General features: G+C 61.7%; 11 protein-coding genes. 4 read left to right on the plus strand and 7 right to left on the minus strand.

The window, feature by feature from the left end; genetic code table 11:
* Positions 1–69: 69 nt before the first annotated feature.
* Together PQR53_RS02835 and PQR53_RS02840 are read left to right on the plus strand one after the other, a co-directional pair.
* Positions 70–555: a GNAT family N-acetyltransferase gene (locus PQR53_RS02835; protein WP_408451038.1), complete on the plus strand. Its 486-nt coding sequence runs from the start codon at positions 70–72 to the stop codon at positions 553–555.
* A gap of 56 nt (positions 556–611) precedes the next feature.
* Positions 612–1,025, plus strand: coding sequence for a RidA family protein (locus PQR53_RS02840; RefSeq protein WP_408451039.1), 414 nt, complete (start codon positions 612–614; stop codon positions 1,023–1,025).
* A gap of 232 nt (positions 1,026–1,257) precedes the next feature.
* On the opposite strand, the gene PQR53_RS02845 is transcribed toward PQR53_RS02840, so the two are convergent.
* Together PQR53_RS02845 and PQR53_RS02850 are read right to left on the minus strand one after the other, a co-directional pair.
* Positions 1,258–1,731 carry a hypothetical protein gene (locus PQR53_RS02845; protein ID WP_408451040.1) on the minus strand — a complete coding sequence of 158 codons (474 nt, stop codon included), beginning with the start codon at positions 1,729–1,731 and terminating at the stop codon, positions 1,258–1,260.
* 862 nt (positions 1,732–2,593) lie between these two features.
* Positions 2,594–2,866 (minus strand): DUF1488 family protein, encoded by a 273-nt coding sequence (locus PQR53_RS02850; RefSeq protein ID WP_323045159.1) that lies wholly within the window; start codon positions 2,864–2,866, stop codon positions 2,594–2,596.
* A gap of 343 nt (positions 2,867–3,209) precedes the next feature.
* Between PQR53_RS02850 and PQR53_RS02855 the strand changes: the two genes are divergently transcribed.
* A complete protein-coding gene (locus tag PQR53_RS02855) occupies positions 3,210–3,683 on the plus strand; it encodes a GNAT family N-acetyltransferase (protein WP_408451041.1) in 474 nt (157 codons plus the stop codon).
* Positions 3,684–3,719: 36 nt separating this feature from the next.
* A complete protein-coding gene (locus PQR53_RS02860; RefSeq protein ID WP_408451042.1) occupies positions 3,720–4,070 on the plus strand; it encodes a DOPA 4,5-dioxygenase family protein in 351 nt (116 codons plus the stop codon).
* A 47-nt stretch (positions 4,071–4,117) separates the two neighbouring features.
* Here the strand turns inward: PQR53_RS02860 and PQR53_RS02865 are convergent, their stop codons facing one another.
* From PQR53_RS02865 to PQR53_RS02885, 5 genes are all read right to left on the minus strand, one after another.
* Positions 4,118–4,435: a high-potential iron-sulfur protein gene (locus PQR53_RS02865; RefSeq protein WP_408451168.1), complete on the minus strand. Its 318-nt coding sequence runs from the start codon at positions 4,433–4,435 to the stop codon at positions 4,118–4,120.
* A 118-nt stretch (positions 4,436–4,553) separates the two neighbouring features.
* Positions 4,554–9,467 (minus strand): response regulator, encoded by a 4,914-nt coding sequence (locus tag PQR53_RS02870; protein ID WP_408451169.1) that lies wholly within the window; start codon positions 9,465–9,467, stop codon positions 4,554–4,556.
* Between the two features lie 197 nt (positions 9,468–9,664).
* On the minus strand, positions 9,665–10,387 hold the full coding sequence (locus PQR53_RS02875; RefSeq protein ID WP_408451043.1) for a PepSY-associated TM helix domain-containing protein: 723 nt from the start codon (positions 10,385–10,387) through the stop codon (positions 9,665–9,667).
* Entirely contained in the window at positions 10,384–11,067 is a 684-nt protein-coding gene (locus PQR53_RS02880; RefSeq protein ID WP_408451044.1) for a Fe2+-dependent dioxygenase, read from the minus strand. Before PQR53_RS02880 ends, PQR53_RS02875 begins: the two co-directional genes overlap by 4 nt.
* Before the next feature lie 77 nt (positions 11,068–11,144).
* A complete protein-coding gene (locus PQR53_RS02885; protein ID WP_408451045.1) occupies positions 11,145–13,361 on the minus strand; it encodes a TonB-dependent receptor in 2,217 nt (738 codons plus the stop codon).
* Between the last annotated feature and the right edge of the window lie 2 nt (positions 13,362–13,363).

The raw sequence follows: 13,363 nt of genomic DNA on the forward strand, positions 1-13,363 counted from the left end.
GTTCAAAGATGACTACTTGTTGTCATTATATGAGGCATTGCTGTCGATGAGTGCCAGCTCAACAGCTATTTGGCAGCACCGCGCGAGATCGTAAAGGAGGTTGCCTTGATATGTATTCGTCCCGTTGAACCAGGCGATGCACGTGCCGTTGCGGACCTTGTGGAGGCGCTTCTCGCGGAACTTCATAACGGCGAGCTCGAACCTGCAGACCGGGTGTCCATCGTTGAAGCCGTTTTGAGCCAAACGAATCGTAACTTCGGATACGTGGCGCTCGAAGGCAATAGACCGATAGGCGTGCTTCTCATGACAGAAGGAATGGCGATATACGCAGGGGGCAAATTCGGGCAGATTACGGAGCTATACGTGCTGCCGGAATACCGGTCTGGCGGCGTGGCTGCGGCGCTGGTCCGCGAAGCCGCAAAGTTCGGTAAGAAACGAGGATGGCAACGACTCGACGTCGGCGCGCCTCACCAACCACGTTGGGCCCGCACGCTTGCGTTTTATCTGTCTGCGGGCTTTGTCGAGGTGGGACCACGGCTGCGTCTTGACTTGTGACGCCGTCCGTCATGCAAACTGGCAGCACCAAAACATGAACTTCACTGAGGTTAAGAATGAACAGGATTGAACGCCTGCGACTGCCCGAAAACGATGAAACGTTCGGCGGCAACAAGATCTTCGATCTTTTCCAGTATTCGCCTGCGGTGTCGGCGAACGGTTTGGTCTTCATTGCCGGGCAAGTCGGGTTGCGAGCGGACGGGACCATTCCCGCGTCGGCTAGCGAGCAAATCGATCTGGCGTTCAAGCGTGCCGAAATCATTCTTCGGAACCTCGGTCTCGACTTTACCGACCTCGTTGAACTGGTTTCCTATCACGTGGACGTCACGTCACAACTCAACGATTTTCGCGCCGTCAAAGAGCGTTATATCCGCTCCGACTTTCCTGCATGGACGATTCTCGGCGTGGCGTCGCTGGCGCGTCCCGAGTTGCTGATTGAAATCAAGATGGTCGCGGCGCTGCGGAAATAATGCCGAGGTCTTGCGGCAAATTATGTATTGCCCCAACTGTAGCCCCGCAAGCTCGCAGGCTAGTAGTTTCATCACAGGGACTGTTGCCGCGGTACTTTAACCGGGCGCAGCGGATTTGCTGACCACAAGACTCGCGCTGAATTGACTTGCGCCGGATTCAAAAAACGCCCCATGTGGGGCGTATTCTTGTGCGGCGGTTGCGCTTGCGGCTTCAGCAGCGTTGCAACGCGGCTTAAACGACGGCTTCGACAATCGCCTGCGTATGCACGGATCTCATCAGCCCCTCGATCATCTTCGCTTCCGCATTCGCGATTTCGCTCAACGTGGCGACCGCCAGTTGCCCGTCCAGAATCGCCAGCGCAGTGCAAAGACGGGCGTATTCGTTGTCCTCGAGACGCCAGGCGCCATTGTGATGTTCACGCGCGTCGAGCTGCACCATCGCCGCATGCGCGCTTTCGATGTCGGCAATCAGATCTTCGCCGAGTCCAAGACGCGCCAATTCTTGCGACACCAGCAAATGCCGGCTCAAGGTCGTATACAAATCCCGCGAGCCTTGACCGCGCTGGAATGCATCGAGGGCGGCGTAGCACTGCAGGAGCATCGCCGCGGTGACCGGCTCGTGGGCGGTGCGGCTATAGGTCAGCGCACGCAACAGCGGGGACATGGCCGGCTGGCTGTGCTTGCGGACTCGCGATTTACTGGACATATCGATTCAACCTCCTTCGCTAACTCTCGGCTTTGCCACCGAATGGTGTGCTCTCCGGTGGCAAACGCCGCCGATCCGCCGGCGGCTTGACAGGCCCTTACTGTGAGTCTGTGTAGCCATCATGGCAAGCAACTATTAAGACAGACTTAAACGACTCAAAGTCTCGATTGTGCGCGGCATCTCGCCGCGCGCGAACGGATTTTCCGCTGCGGCAGCGCCCGAAAGCGCCGGGATGCAACGCTGCCATATAAGTTCGAACCGGCTAAATACAAGTCACATTGTTGTCGCGCTAACGAAAAAAAACCCTGTTCCCGCGAGGGAACAGGGCCGGACAGGATGGAAGAGTCGTACAGGCGCGTGGATGCGTGCCGACTTTATAACCACCAAAAACTAACAAAGCTGTTGCTACCTGCACTGCTACTACCTGAACTGCTACTACCAGATCGCAGCTTGGTCCCTCGTCTTCTACATCGCCCCGCTGCAACCCCCAGCTGATCAACGCACATTGTTATTTCGATTGCGCGCTATTTACATTGCTTCGACTTCCTACTGCTTTACTGCGCTGCCACGTGAGACAACCGCGGCAAACTGCCATCAACGGTACGGTTCAAAACAACGCGGGGGAAGACCGCGCTGATGGGGCGCGGTGACTTGTCGCTCCATGGAAAACAGTTTATGTGAGCGCACCCGAATGCAATTGCGCGAAACGAGGGGAATTGGCAGGCTAGTTTGGCGAATCGGCGCGGAAGGCCAATTTCGTCAAATGTGAAGGGTGCGCAACGCGTGCTGGCGCAAGCGGCGGCGAAGGTTCGCGAGAGAGCGTGGGTCTAACTGCGGCTTATTGAAGCGATCATTTTGCGTATCACCCGCGCGCGACAAAATCGCTGATTGTCAACAATACCTTTTCACCCGGCCGCGCGAGCATCTTTCTCTCGGCCACCGCGGTAATGCGTTTGCGCCCATCCGCGAATGTCTTCAGTACGCGTTCCTCGCCCGCACCGCGTTGCAGCCAGAAGTGCTGTTCCAACGCTTCACGCGTGACGGCGCACTCGAGGTCTCGACCTCGCGTCGAAAGCTGGAAAATCACCGCGCGTCCATCTGCCGAGACGCTGGGTTCAAGCTCGATAATCTCCATAGCCCACCTCGCAAAGTTCGTTGAGCCGCTCGATCGGCGGATGAGGCAAAAGCAAACCGCATGCCAATGAACGCATAACCTGCATCGCGGGTCGCAAAGACAGCGATGCGAGCCCAGCTTGCGCCCCGCTCGATGAGCCGCAAACACCGGCAACGCTTGAGGCCACAAGCGTGACGGCGCGCTTATCCATGGCAATGGCTGCCGTCAGCAAACGGCACTGCGGCGCACGTGCAGCCATGAAGTCGAGAGGCTTAACCATAACCCGCATGGTAAAAAAGCGCTGCAGACGCGACAATTCACGACAATTCTTACTAGCCGCCCGCAGCCCGGAAACGTCACCAGCATGCCTATGCAAGAACCTGCCCTCACCCTGCGCCCGGCGCTGGAAGCCGACGAGCCCTTTCTCTTCGAACTGCGCAAGGCCACCATGACGGAGCACCTGGCGCGCGCCGGCGAATCTATCGACGACGCCCAGCATCACGCGCGTCTGCGCCATCGTTACGACGCGGCGCAGGTGATTTGCCTCGGCGGCACGCCGGCCGGTTTGCTAAAAGCCCATCGTACCGAGAACGAATGGGTCGTCGTGCAATTGCAGATCGCGCCGGCGCATCAAGGGCGCGGCATGGGTGAGCGCGTGCTGCAAACCGTCTTGCAGGCCGCGCAGACTGACGCTCTGCCGGTCACACTCAAGGTGCTCAAAGGCAATCCCGCGAAGCGTCTGTACGAACGCCTCGGCTTCGAAATCGTCGACGAAGACGAAATACAGTTTCACATGAGACGCGCGCCACGCGCGTCAGCGGAAACACGAGCAGAATGAATGTCTGAAAAAGACTGAACCACAACGGACCCAGCTATGACCTTTCGCGACACCTCAGCCATCGAGAGCTGGCACGCGCATGTTTACTTCGATGCAGGCAGCCGCGACGCCGCGTGGACCTTTCGCGAGCAAATCGAAGCGCACTGGACCGGCAAACTGCAAATGGGCCGGTTTCACGAACGCCCAGTCGGACCGCACCCGATGTGGTCGTACCAGCTCGCATTCACACAGGAGCAGTTCGCCGGGCTGCTCGGCTGGCTCACGCTGAATCACGGCGCGCTCGATATCTTTCTGCATCCGAATACCGGCGACGCCTTGCGCGACCACCGCGACGCGGCGGTGTGGATCGGCCATTCGCATGAATTGGTATTGAGCGCTTTGAACTGAGGCCAAAGTGTTTCAAACACCGGATTCTGATGCGCGACCACGCTGCGTCACATATTCGAATACGAACTACACCAGCCGCGCGCGGCGACCTGCTTGTCGCCGAACAGCGTGCAGCCACCGTAAGCGTCGGTGGCCTTACCCTGAAATAGCGAACAGTTGGCACAGGTTTGTCCGGCAGCGTAGCCTGGGAATTTCGCTTTATCGACCCTTGCTGTGTCTTCTTTATAGCCGACGGCTTGCGCCTTCGGATCAGCTTCGCTCAGTGCGTTGGCGTTCGCGGTGTCGGCGAACGCGAGGCGGGAGAGCATGAGCGCTGAGCTCACGCCCACGCTCAGCGTCAGAAAATGGCGGCGTGAGGGTTTCATCGTTGTGGTCATCGGCGGAATTCCGGCAGGGCCAACGGGTTGGGCGGTCTGCGGAGATTCTAGCGCGAGCGTCCACTTTTCCGCTGGCAGACGCACAAGGTATCCGGCAGGCGAACCACTACGGCAGCGGCGTTTTCAGCGCATCGATCAGGTCAAGCAAATCGTAAGGCTTGCGCAGCAGGATCGCATGCGGCAACACCTTGCGCTGCTCCGGCGTCAGCACGAGATCGTAGCCGGTCAGGAAGATCACGCGCAGATCGGGCCGGGAATGGCACACATCCAGCGCGAGTTCGACACCTGACTTGCCTGCCAGCCCCACGTCGGTCAGCATCACGTTGACCGCGTGTTCGCTGAGCATCTGCTTGGCATCGTGTTCACCTTCGGCTTCCAGAACGTCGAAGTCGAAAGTACGCAGCAGTTCCGCGGTACTCACACGAATCAGCTCATCGTCCTCCACCAGCAGAATCCGCAACCGCGCGTCCGCGGCGAAGCTGTCGGCACCCTCCGGCGTGACGGGCGGCTCGATCTGCAGATCCTGCGGGTCGAGCGCGGCGATTTCCTCCACCTGCGGATTCTGCGTTTGCAACACATAGCGGACTTTGCGCGCCAACGCTTCGTGCGTGTACGGCTTGCTGAGCAGTTCGATGCCCTCGTCGAGCCGGCCGGAATGCACGATCGCGTTATCCGTATAGCCCGACGTAAACAGCACGGCAATGGCCGGCAGCCGCTCGCGCGCCTTGCGGGCGAGTTCGGTGCTGCGCAGCGGTCCTGGCATGACCACATCGGTAAACAGCATGTCGATCGGTACGCCGCTTTCGACGATCGCCAGCGCGCTTTGCGCGTCTTTCGCCTTCAGCACGCGATAGCCGAGATCGGAGAGCATTTCGACCACCGTGGTGCGCACTTCCTCATCATCCTCGACGACCAGAATCGTTTCCGTGCCGCCCTTCGCGGGGCCGGCGTCGATATTCGTTTCAAGGTCTTCTTCCTGACGCACGCGCGGCAGATAGATGCGAATCGTCGTACCGTGGCCTTCCTCGCTGTAGATCTTCACATGGCCGCCGGACTGCTTCACGAAGCCATACACCATGCTCAGGCCGAGACCCGTGCCCTGCCCTTCCGGTTTGGTCGTGAAGAACGGTTCGAACACGCGCTCGCGCACTTCCGGCGACATCCCCGCGCCGGTATCCGTGACCGCGAGCATCACGTACTGGCCCGGCGTGACTTCCGCATTGCGCTTGGCGTACGAGTCGTCGAGCGCGGCGTTGCCGGCTTCGATGGTGAGTTTGCCGTGGCCGTTCATGGCGTCGCGTGCGTTGATCGCCAGATTGAGCAGCGCGTTTTCGACCTGGAACGGATCGACCAGCGTATTCCACAAACCGCCGGACACGATCGTTTCGATCTCGACGCCGTCGCCGAGCGCGCGCCGCAGCATGTCGTCGAGTCCGCGCACGAAGCGGCCGAGATTGACCACCTTCGGCGCAAGCGGCTGACGCCGGCCGAACGCCAGCAGTTGCGACGCGAGATTCGCGCCGCGCGCCACGCCCGCCAGCGCATTGCGCACGCGCTGTTCAGGCTTGTCGGAGCCGGCAACGTCTTTCGCGAGCAATTGCAGGTTGCCGCCGATCACCTGCAGGAGATTGTTGAAATCATGCGCGACGCCGCCCGTCAGCTTACCGATCGCCTCCATCTTCTGGGCCATGCGCAGCGCTTCTTCCGCGTGCCGCAGCGCCTCGGTGGTTTCCTTGTCGGCGGTGACGTCGCGGCCCACGCCGTGAATCCGCGCGGTGTCCGGATCGAGCGCGAGCGTCCATGCGACCCAGCGCCAACTGCCGTCGATCCGCTTGAAGCGATTTTCATAACGCACCGGCACACCCGTGCCGCGCAGTTCGGCGAGGTGCGTACGCACGGTCTCGATGTCGTCCGGATGGACCAGATCGAAGTATGAACGCGACTTCAGCCATTGCGCGTTGTGTCCGAGGGCGCTGCTCCATGACGGGCTGACGCGCTGCAAGCGGCCTTCAATGTCGGCCACGACGAGCAGGTCTTCGCTCAGCTCCCACAGACGGTCGCGGTCCGCCACCGTCTCGATCACGCGGCGCTCGAGCGTCTCGTTCAGATCATGCAGCGCGCTTTGCGCCTTGGTGCGTTCGGCAATCTCGGTTTGCGCCGCCGAATAGAGGCGCGCATTGTCGATCGCAATCGCCGCCTGAGCCGCAATACCGGCCACGATCCGTTCGGCACGCTCGGTGAACACACCAGGTTCCGGATGGCCGAAAAACAAGCCGCCGACCACTTCGCCGCTGCGCGATTGCACCGGCACGGCCAGATAGCTGCACACCTTCAGATGGCCTTCCGGCATGCCGCGATGCGGCGCATTGTGCCCGTAGCGCGGATCTTTGGTGATGTCGTCAACGCGGACGATGCCCTCGCCATTGAACGTCGGCGCGAACACCGCCGTGTTGCGCGGCATGGGAAACTTCTCGAACGCTTCTTTCGGCACACCGGAGAGCGTGTACAGCATATAGCTGCCACCCGCCTGGTCGAGCACGTTATAGAAGAACGAGCCGAATGCGGCGCCGGTCAATTCCGTGGCGGCGTCGGTCACGATCTGCACCGCGCGGTTCAGATCGAGTTCCGCCGCGACCGTGGAGCCGACGCGGTTGAGAATTTCGAGCGTGCGGGATTCCTCGCGCAGCTTCATCTCGGTCTCGCGACGCAGCCGTGCGAGTTGCAAATTGCCCGCCACGCGCGCGAGCAGTTCGCGGGCGGAAAACGGCTTGGTCAGATAGTCGTCGGCACCGTGTTCGATACCGTCCACGCGAGCCTCTTCGCCCGCGCGCGCGGACAGCATCAGGACCGGCGTGTCGCGCAACTCGGGATCGGCGCGCAGCTCACGTAGCAGGCCGAAACCGTCGAGGCGCGGCATCATCACGTCGGACAGGATCAGGTCGGGCGGCGCGGCGCGTGCCGCTTCGAGCGCCGCCAGGCCGTCGGTGGCCAGTTGGACGTCGTGGCCCGCCGCGCGCAGGATGCGGCTCATGTATTCGCGCAAGTCGGCGTTGTCGTCGACGATCAGCACGCGCGCCGCAGCCATTGGCGCGGCATCGGGCGCCGCCGCCCCGGCCGGCGTCACGGCGGACGGCGCATCGGTGAGGATTTCGTTCTCCGGACTCCAGCGCAATGCGGCATCGACATAGGTGCGCGCGTGCTTGCTCATGGCGGCGTGCACCGCTTGGTCCGCGGCTTCGTTTGCGGCATGAGACGGCGCCGCGCCGCGCGGCAGCGCGACCGTAAAGCACGCACCCTCGCCCAGACGGCTTTCGACTTGTACGGTGCCGCCGTGCAGCTTCACGAGCTCCTGCACCATCGCCAGACCGATACCGCTGCCTTCGACCGAACGCCCAGGCGCGCCCACCACCCGGTGAAAGCGTTCGAACAGGCGCGGTATTTCGTCTTCGGCGATACCGATACCGGAGTCGCGCACACTGACCTCGACACCACCGCTCCCGGCAGCGCGAACCCCGACCCGGATCGTGCCGAAGAACGTGAACTTGTACGCGTTCGACAGCAGATTCATCACGACCTTTTCCCACATCTCGCGGTCGAGTTGCACGACGACCGGCGTGGGCGGAATTTCCACCTCGAGCCGCAAGCCGGCTGCCTCGATCGCAGACTCGAACAGCGACGCGAGTTCGGCCGTGAAGGCGGCAACGTCGGTAGGTTCGGTGTGAATCTGGATACGGCCCGCCTCGATCCGAGAAAAGTCGAGCAGCGCATTGACGAGTTTCAGCAGACGCAAGCCGTTGCGATGCGTGATCTCGATCAGTGCGCGGTCGTCGGCATCGTTGCCGGGACGAGGCGTATCCGTGCTCGCGCCAAGCCGCGGCTTGGCGAGCAATTCCTCGAGCGGGCCGAGCATCAGCGTGAGAGGCGTGCGGAATTCGTGGCTGATGTTCGAGAAGAAGGTGGTTTTCGCGCGATCGATTTCGGCCAGCGCCTCCGCGCGCCGCCGCTCTTCCTGGTAGGCCTGCGCGTAGCCGATCGCCGCGCCGATCTGGCCGGCGGTCAGATTCAGGAAACTGCGATAGGCGTCGTCGAAAAGACGGCAAGGATTCAGACCCACAATCAACAGCACCGCCGGCGCCGTTTCGCTACCCGCCGAGACCGGCAGGATGACCGCTTGCTCAGGCGCGAGGTGCCACGGGCCGCCTGGCAAGGCCATGCCGAAACGTTCGGTCAGGCCGCGCACCATCTGCGGCGCCTGGATCTTCAGCACGTCCGCGAACGGCCACACCGGCGCGCTGCCGAGGCTCATCGACTCAGGCGCCACCGGATGACCCGGCTCGATGCCGCACGCGCCGACCAGCGTGACCGTGCTGCTGCCCGGCTCCGCCGCATACAGCAACGCGAAGGGAAGATCTTGCGGATTGGACTGCAATGCACGCGCGCTCAGCTCGCACGCCTCACGCCAGTCGCGGCCGTCCGGACTGGCTGCCGCCAGTTCCTTCAACAGCGCCAGTTGCCGTTCACCGACCACCTGCATGGTGTCGTCGCTATTGGCGCAGATGATGCCGCCGGCCTCGCCGTCGTCGCCGGGAATCGGACTGTACGAGAAGGTGTAATACGTCTCCTCGGGGAAGCCGTTGCGCTCCATGATGAGCAGCTTCTGTTCGACGAAGGTGCCCTCCGCGCCTTTGAGCGCGGTATCCAGGAGCGGCTCGATATCGGCCCAGATTTCGCGCCACACGACCTGGGTGGGCTGACCGAGCATGGCCGGGTGCTTGCCGCCGATGATCGATTTGTACGCGTCGTTGTAAAAATAGAGAAGCTCGTCACCCCAGCCGATCCAGATCGGTTGACGCGAAGTCAGCATGATACGAATCGCGATCTTCAGCCCTTGCGGCCAGTTCTCAGGCGCGCCGAGCGCTGTCTGCGTCCAGTCGTAGGCGCGGATCAGCGCACCCAGTTCACCGCCGCCGGCAAGAAACGACGGCGTGACGAGGTTCGCGGGTGTTCCCTCCTCCGACATGAAGCTGTCCGGCTTTTTCAACGCGATCTCCTCAACGCTGCTGTTTCGAATTTGTGCGGACCGGAATAGCAAAAACGAGGCCAGGCACGCCGGACGGCTGCCCGGAGGCAGCCGATCGACGTAGCGCGATTCTCGCACGGAGCGGCGTTTTGGAGGAAGGTGGAGTGAGGCGCGAGAGACTTGAAATGAAAGGGTTATTAAAGCAATCCCATGCAGATGAGCGCGACGATCGATCCCGTCACCAGCACGACGCCGATGGTTTTGCGTTTGTTCAGCTCGGTCCACAGCAGGACGCCTGTAAGCGACAGCAAAATGATGCTGCCTGCCAGCGTATCGATCAGCAGCACCCAGCCGACGCTCAAGCCAACGCCCTTGTGCAGATTCGTGAGGGTCGCGAGAAACGAGTTTTCGCTGCGCTTGACCGTCACGTAACCATTGCCGACCCAATACTCAGCGGCCGTGTTTTCATGCGGCGACGCGAAGTTGAGTTGCCAATGCTCCGGCTGAACCATGGTGCGCTCGCCCCACGCGACCGGATGCGCGGGCTCTTTCTGCGCGCGGCCCGGGTTGCCGGCGAGTTTGAGCTCATGCTTGAGCCACTTGGCGAGTTCGCGTGGCGTCTCCGGCGCCGGTTGCGGCAACGGTACCTGCACGACCGACACCTGCGGCTCGCCGGTCGACACTTTGAGCGGGCCGCCACGATGATTCAGCAGAAAGCCCGTGGTGCCGAACAGCAACCCCAGCGCCGCGCCCCACAAACCGATCCAGCCATGCACCTTGCGCAGCCACTTGACGAAGGTAGCGCGGCGCGAACGCTGCTGCCGCGCTTTCAGCTCCTCCTGGTCGAGCCGCCGTGGTTCGCCCGCCTCGGCGTCGATGGCCGCAGCCAGTTGGAATTCAATAGCCTCGGGTGCGCTCACGTTTCGCTCCAGGTACGCAACAGATTGTGATAACAGCCGACCAGGCTGCGGCGCGCTGCATCGTCGGCATGCGTGGCGTTCAGACGTTGAATCGCCGTGTCCAGATCGAATAGCAACGCGCGCTGCGTGTCGCTGCGCACGAGGCTTTGCACCCAGAAGAAGCTGGCGAGGCGCGCGCCGCGTGTGACCGGCGTGACCTGATGCAGACTGGTGGCGGGGTAGACGATCATGTCGCCCGCCGGCAGCTTGACCTGCTGCACGCCGTAGGTGTCTTCGATAACGAGTTCTCCGCCGTCGTATTCGGCGGGTTCGGAAATGAACAGCGTCACCGACACGTCCGTGCGCAGCTTGATGCCGTTGGGCAGCACACGTACGGCACCGTCGACGTGACTGCCGAATTCCATCCCGCCTTCGTATCGATTGAAGAGCGGCGGGTACACCTGGTTCGGCAACACCGCGCTGATGAACAGCGGGTTGCGCTCGATCGACGCGAGAATCACGTCGCCGATCTCTCGCGCGAGCGGCGAATGCTCGGCGATCTGCTGATTGCGTTTGACCGGCGCGCCCTGGTAGCCGGCGGTCGCACGGCCATCGACCCATGCATCGCCGGCGCCATCGAGCCGTTCGCGCACGAAGCGCACCTGCTCGGCGTTCAGTACATTCGGAATGTGCAGCAGCATGTTGGGTTTCCTTTGCCTCGTGACGTCGGCTTGCCGTGTGGGGAAACGGCAAGCCTACCGTATCAATCAGGCGTGCTTCAGAACCGGTAATCGAACGTTGCCAGCAGCGTACGTCCGATACCCGGCACGGAGCGGCCACCGTCCGACGGAATCAGCGCGTCGTAGTACATCTTGTTGGTCAGGTTCAACAGATTCAGGCGGATGTCGTATTTCTTCGCGTGGTACGCAGCGGTCGCGTCCCAACGCGTGTAGCCCGGCACCTGCACGTAGTTCGTGTTCGACGCGTAACGCGGCGACATATAGGTCGGGCCGCCGCCGATTTCCCAATGCGGCGTGATCGCATAGGTGCTCCACAGCGTCAGCGTGTTGCGCGGCGTGTTGGCCGGCACGTGCCCTTGCGTGCCATCGAGCGCCTTCAGGATGATGGCGTCCATGTAGGTGTAGCCGCCAAAAATCTGCCACTTGTCGGTGATATGACCGGTCACGCCGGCCTGAAAGCCGTCGACGCGAATGTCGCCGTCAAGCTCGTATTCGGTCGGCGAAACCTGCGTGCGGGCGTTGGTCATTTCCTCGCGGAAGAACGCGGACGTCACCGAGATATTGCCGCCCAGCAGATCCCACTTGCCGCCGATTTCATACGACTTGGTCGACTCCGGCGCGAGGTTCTGCGTCAGGTTGGTGACCGTCAACGCTTCGAGCGAAGGATCGAACGAGGTGCCGTATGAGATGTAGTACGACTGCCAGTCGGTCGGCTGGTAAATCACGCCGGCGCGCACGCTGGTGAAGTAGTTGGTTTGCGTCGCGTAGCCCGGCAGGCTGATCGAGTTGTGGATCTGCGCCTGGAAGCGATCCCAACGCAAACCGCCGATAAATTTCCAGTTCTGGCCCAGCGAGATGGTGTCATTGACGTACGCGCCAATTTCGTTCGAACCCGAGTCCGCGTAGTTGCCGACCGTTGTCGTCACGCCCGCGGGATTCGCCAGATACGGCGGATTCACCATCGAAATGATCGGCAGGTTGTTACGCGTGTAAGCCTGGTTCGAATAGCTGTCGTGCCCGAGATCGATACCGGTGATCAGGTCGTGCTTGATCGGACCGGTGTTGAACTTGTATTCGAGCATCGTATCGTTGTACAGCGAGTGGTTCTCGATGACACGGTCGTGGCTTTGCAGCTTGATGAACAGTTGCGACGGCGATAGCGTCGTGAAATTGCCGTTCGTCAGTGCGGTGCTGCTGGCGAGCGGGCCCGTCAACACGGATTGCGGCGCGGTTTCGCGCGCGTCGGTCATCGAGTGCGAGAACTGCGTCTGGTTCGTCAGGATCAGGTTATCCGAGAACTTGTGCTTGACCCCCGCAGTGAAAGTCTGGATGTCCTGAATCGTGCGGTCAGTGGTCAGGCCGTAGAAGGTGTTCTTCGGCACCGGCGAAGGGCGACCGTTCAACGCCTGCACGCCGTAGTCGGGCATGTCGTAGTTGTGCTGGATCAGCGCGGAGATGGTGACTTCGGTCGGCGTGCCGATGCCGAAGCGCACTTCAGGCGCCACGCCGTAGTCCTTGTTCTTCATCTCGTCGCGCGTCGAGCCAAGGCTTTGGCCGAATGCGTTCAGGCGGATCGCCGAGGTGTCGGTCAGCTTATGGTTGACGTCGACGGTACTGCGATATTTATCGTCGGTGCCGATCATGCCCGAGACTTCCGCCGAGTCATGCAGATTCGCTTTCTTGCTGACCTGGTTGATCACGCCACCGGTCGAGCCGCGGCCGAACAGCATCGACGACGGGCCGTACAACACCTCGAGTTCCTCGAGGTCGAAGGTGTCGCGATAGTACTGGTTGCGATCGCGGAAGCCGTCGAGATAGATGTCGTTCTGTGCGGTAAAGCCGCGCAAGTTGATGTTGTTGCCGATCTGACCGCCTTCGGCCGCGCCGATCGTCACGCCCGGCGCATTGCGCAGCGCGTCCTGGAACGAGGTGGCGCCTTGTGAGGCCAGCACCGATTTGTTGATGACGGTGACGGTCTGCGGAATATCGCGCAACGCGGTGGGCGTCTTTGCACCTACCGTCGCACGTTCTGCCTGGAAGTCCTGTTGTTCTGCTTGCGCCGCGACGCCGATGGTCGGCAAGGTTCCGTTATCGCCCGCTGCGATTGTCGGCGCGTTTTGAACCGTCGGCTGCGATGCGGGTTGCGGAGCGTTTTGAGCCGATGGCTGCGGAGCGGTCTGCGCGACGGCGGGCGTGGCAAACGGAACGGCAAAGGCTAGCGCTAACGCAGCCACAAGCGGCGTGTGATTGAACATGG

Source organism: Paraburkholderia fungorum (genome assembly GCF_046027605.1).
Taxonomy (GTDB): Bacteria; Pseudomonadota; Gammaproteobacteria; order Burkholderiales; family Burkholderiaceae; genus Paraburkholderia; species Paraburkholderia fungorum_F.

What these genes read in the sequence shown, in the direction of transcription:
- PQR53_RS02850 (WP_323045159.1), bottom strand. Translation starts at nt 2,866, where the DNA reads ATGGAGATTATCGAGCTTGAACCCAGCGTCTCGGCAGATGGACGCGCG.
- PQR53_RS02855 (WP_408451041.1), top strand. Translation starts at nt 3,210, where the DNA reads ATGCCTATGCAAGAACCTGCCCTCACCCTGCGCCCGGCGCTGGAAGCC.
- PQR53_RS02840 (WP_408451039.1), top strand. Translation starts at nt 612, where the DNA reads ATGAACAGGATTGAACGCCTGCGACTGCCCGAAAACGATGAAACGTTC.
- PQR53_RS02885 (WP_408451045.1), bottom strand. Translation starts at nt 13,361, where the DNA reads ATGTTCAATCACACGCCGCTTGTGGCTGCGTTAGCGCTAGCCTTTGCC.
- PQR53_RS02865 (WP_408451168.1), bottom strand. Translation starts at nt 4,435, where the DNA reads ATGAAACCCTCACGCCGCCATTTTCTGACGCTGAGCGTGGGCGTGAGC.
- PQR53_RS02870 (WP_408451169.1), bottom strand. Translation starts at nt 9,467, where the DNA reads ATGTCGGAGGAGGGAACACCCGCGAACCTCGTCACGCCGTCGTTTCTT.
- PQR53_RS02880 (WP_408451044.1), bottom strand. Translation starts at nt 11,067, where the DNA reads ATGCTGCTGCACATTCCGAATGTACTGAACGCCGAGCAGGTGCGCTTC.
- PQR53_RS02845 (WP_408451040.1), bottom strand. Translation starts at nt 1,731, where the DNA reads ATGTCCAGTAAATCGCGAGTCCGCAAGCACAGCCAGCCGGCCATGTCC.
- PQR53_RS02860 (WP_408451042.1), top strand. Translation starts at nt 3,720, where the DNA reads ATGACCTTTCGCGACACCTCAGCCATCGAGAGCTGGCACGCGCATGTT.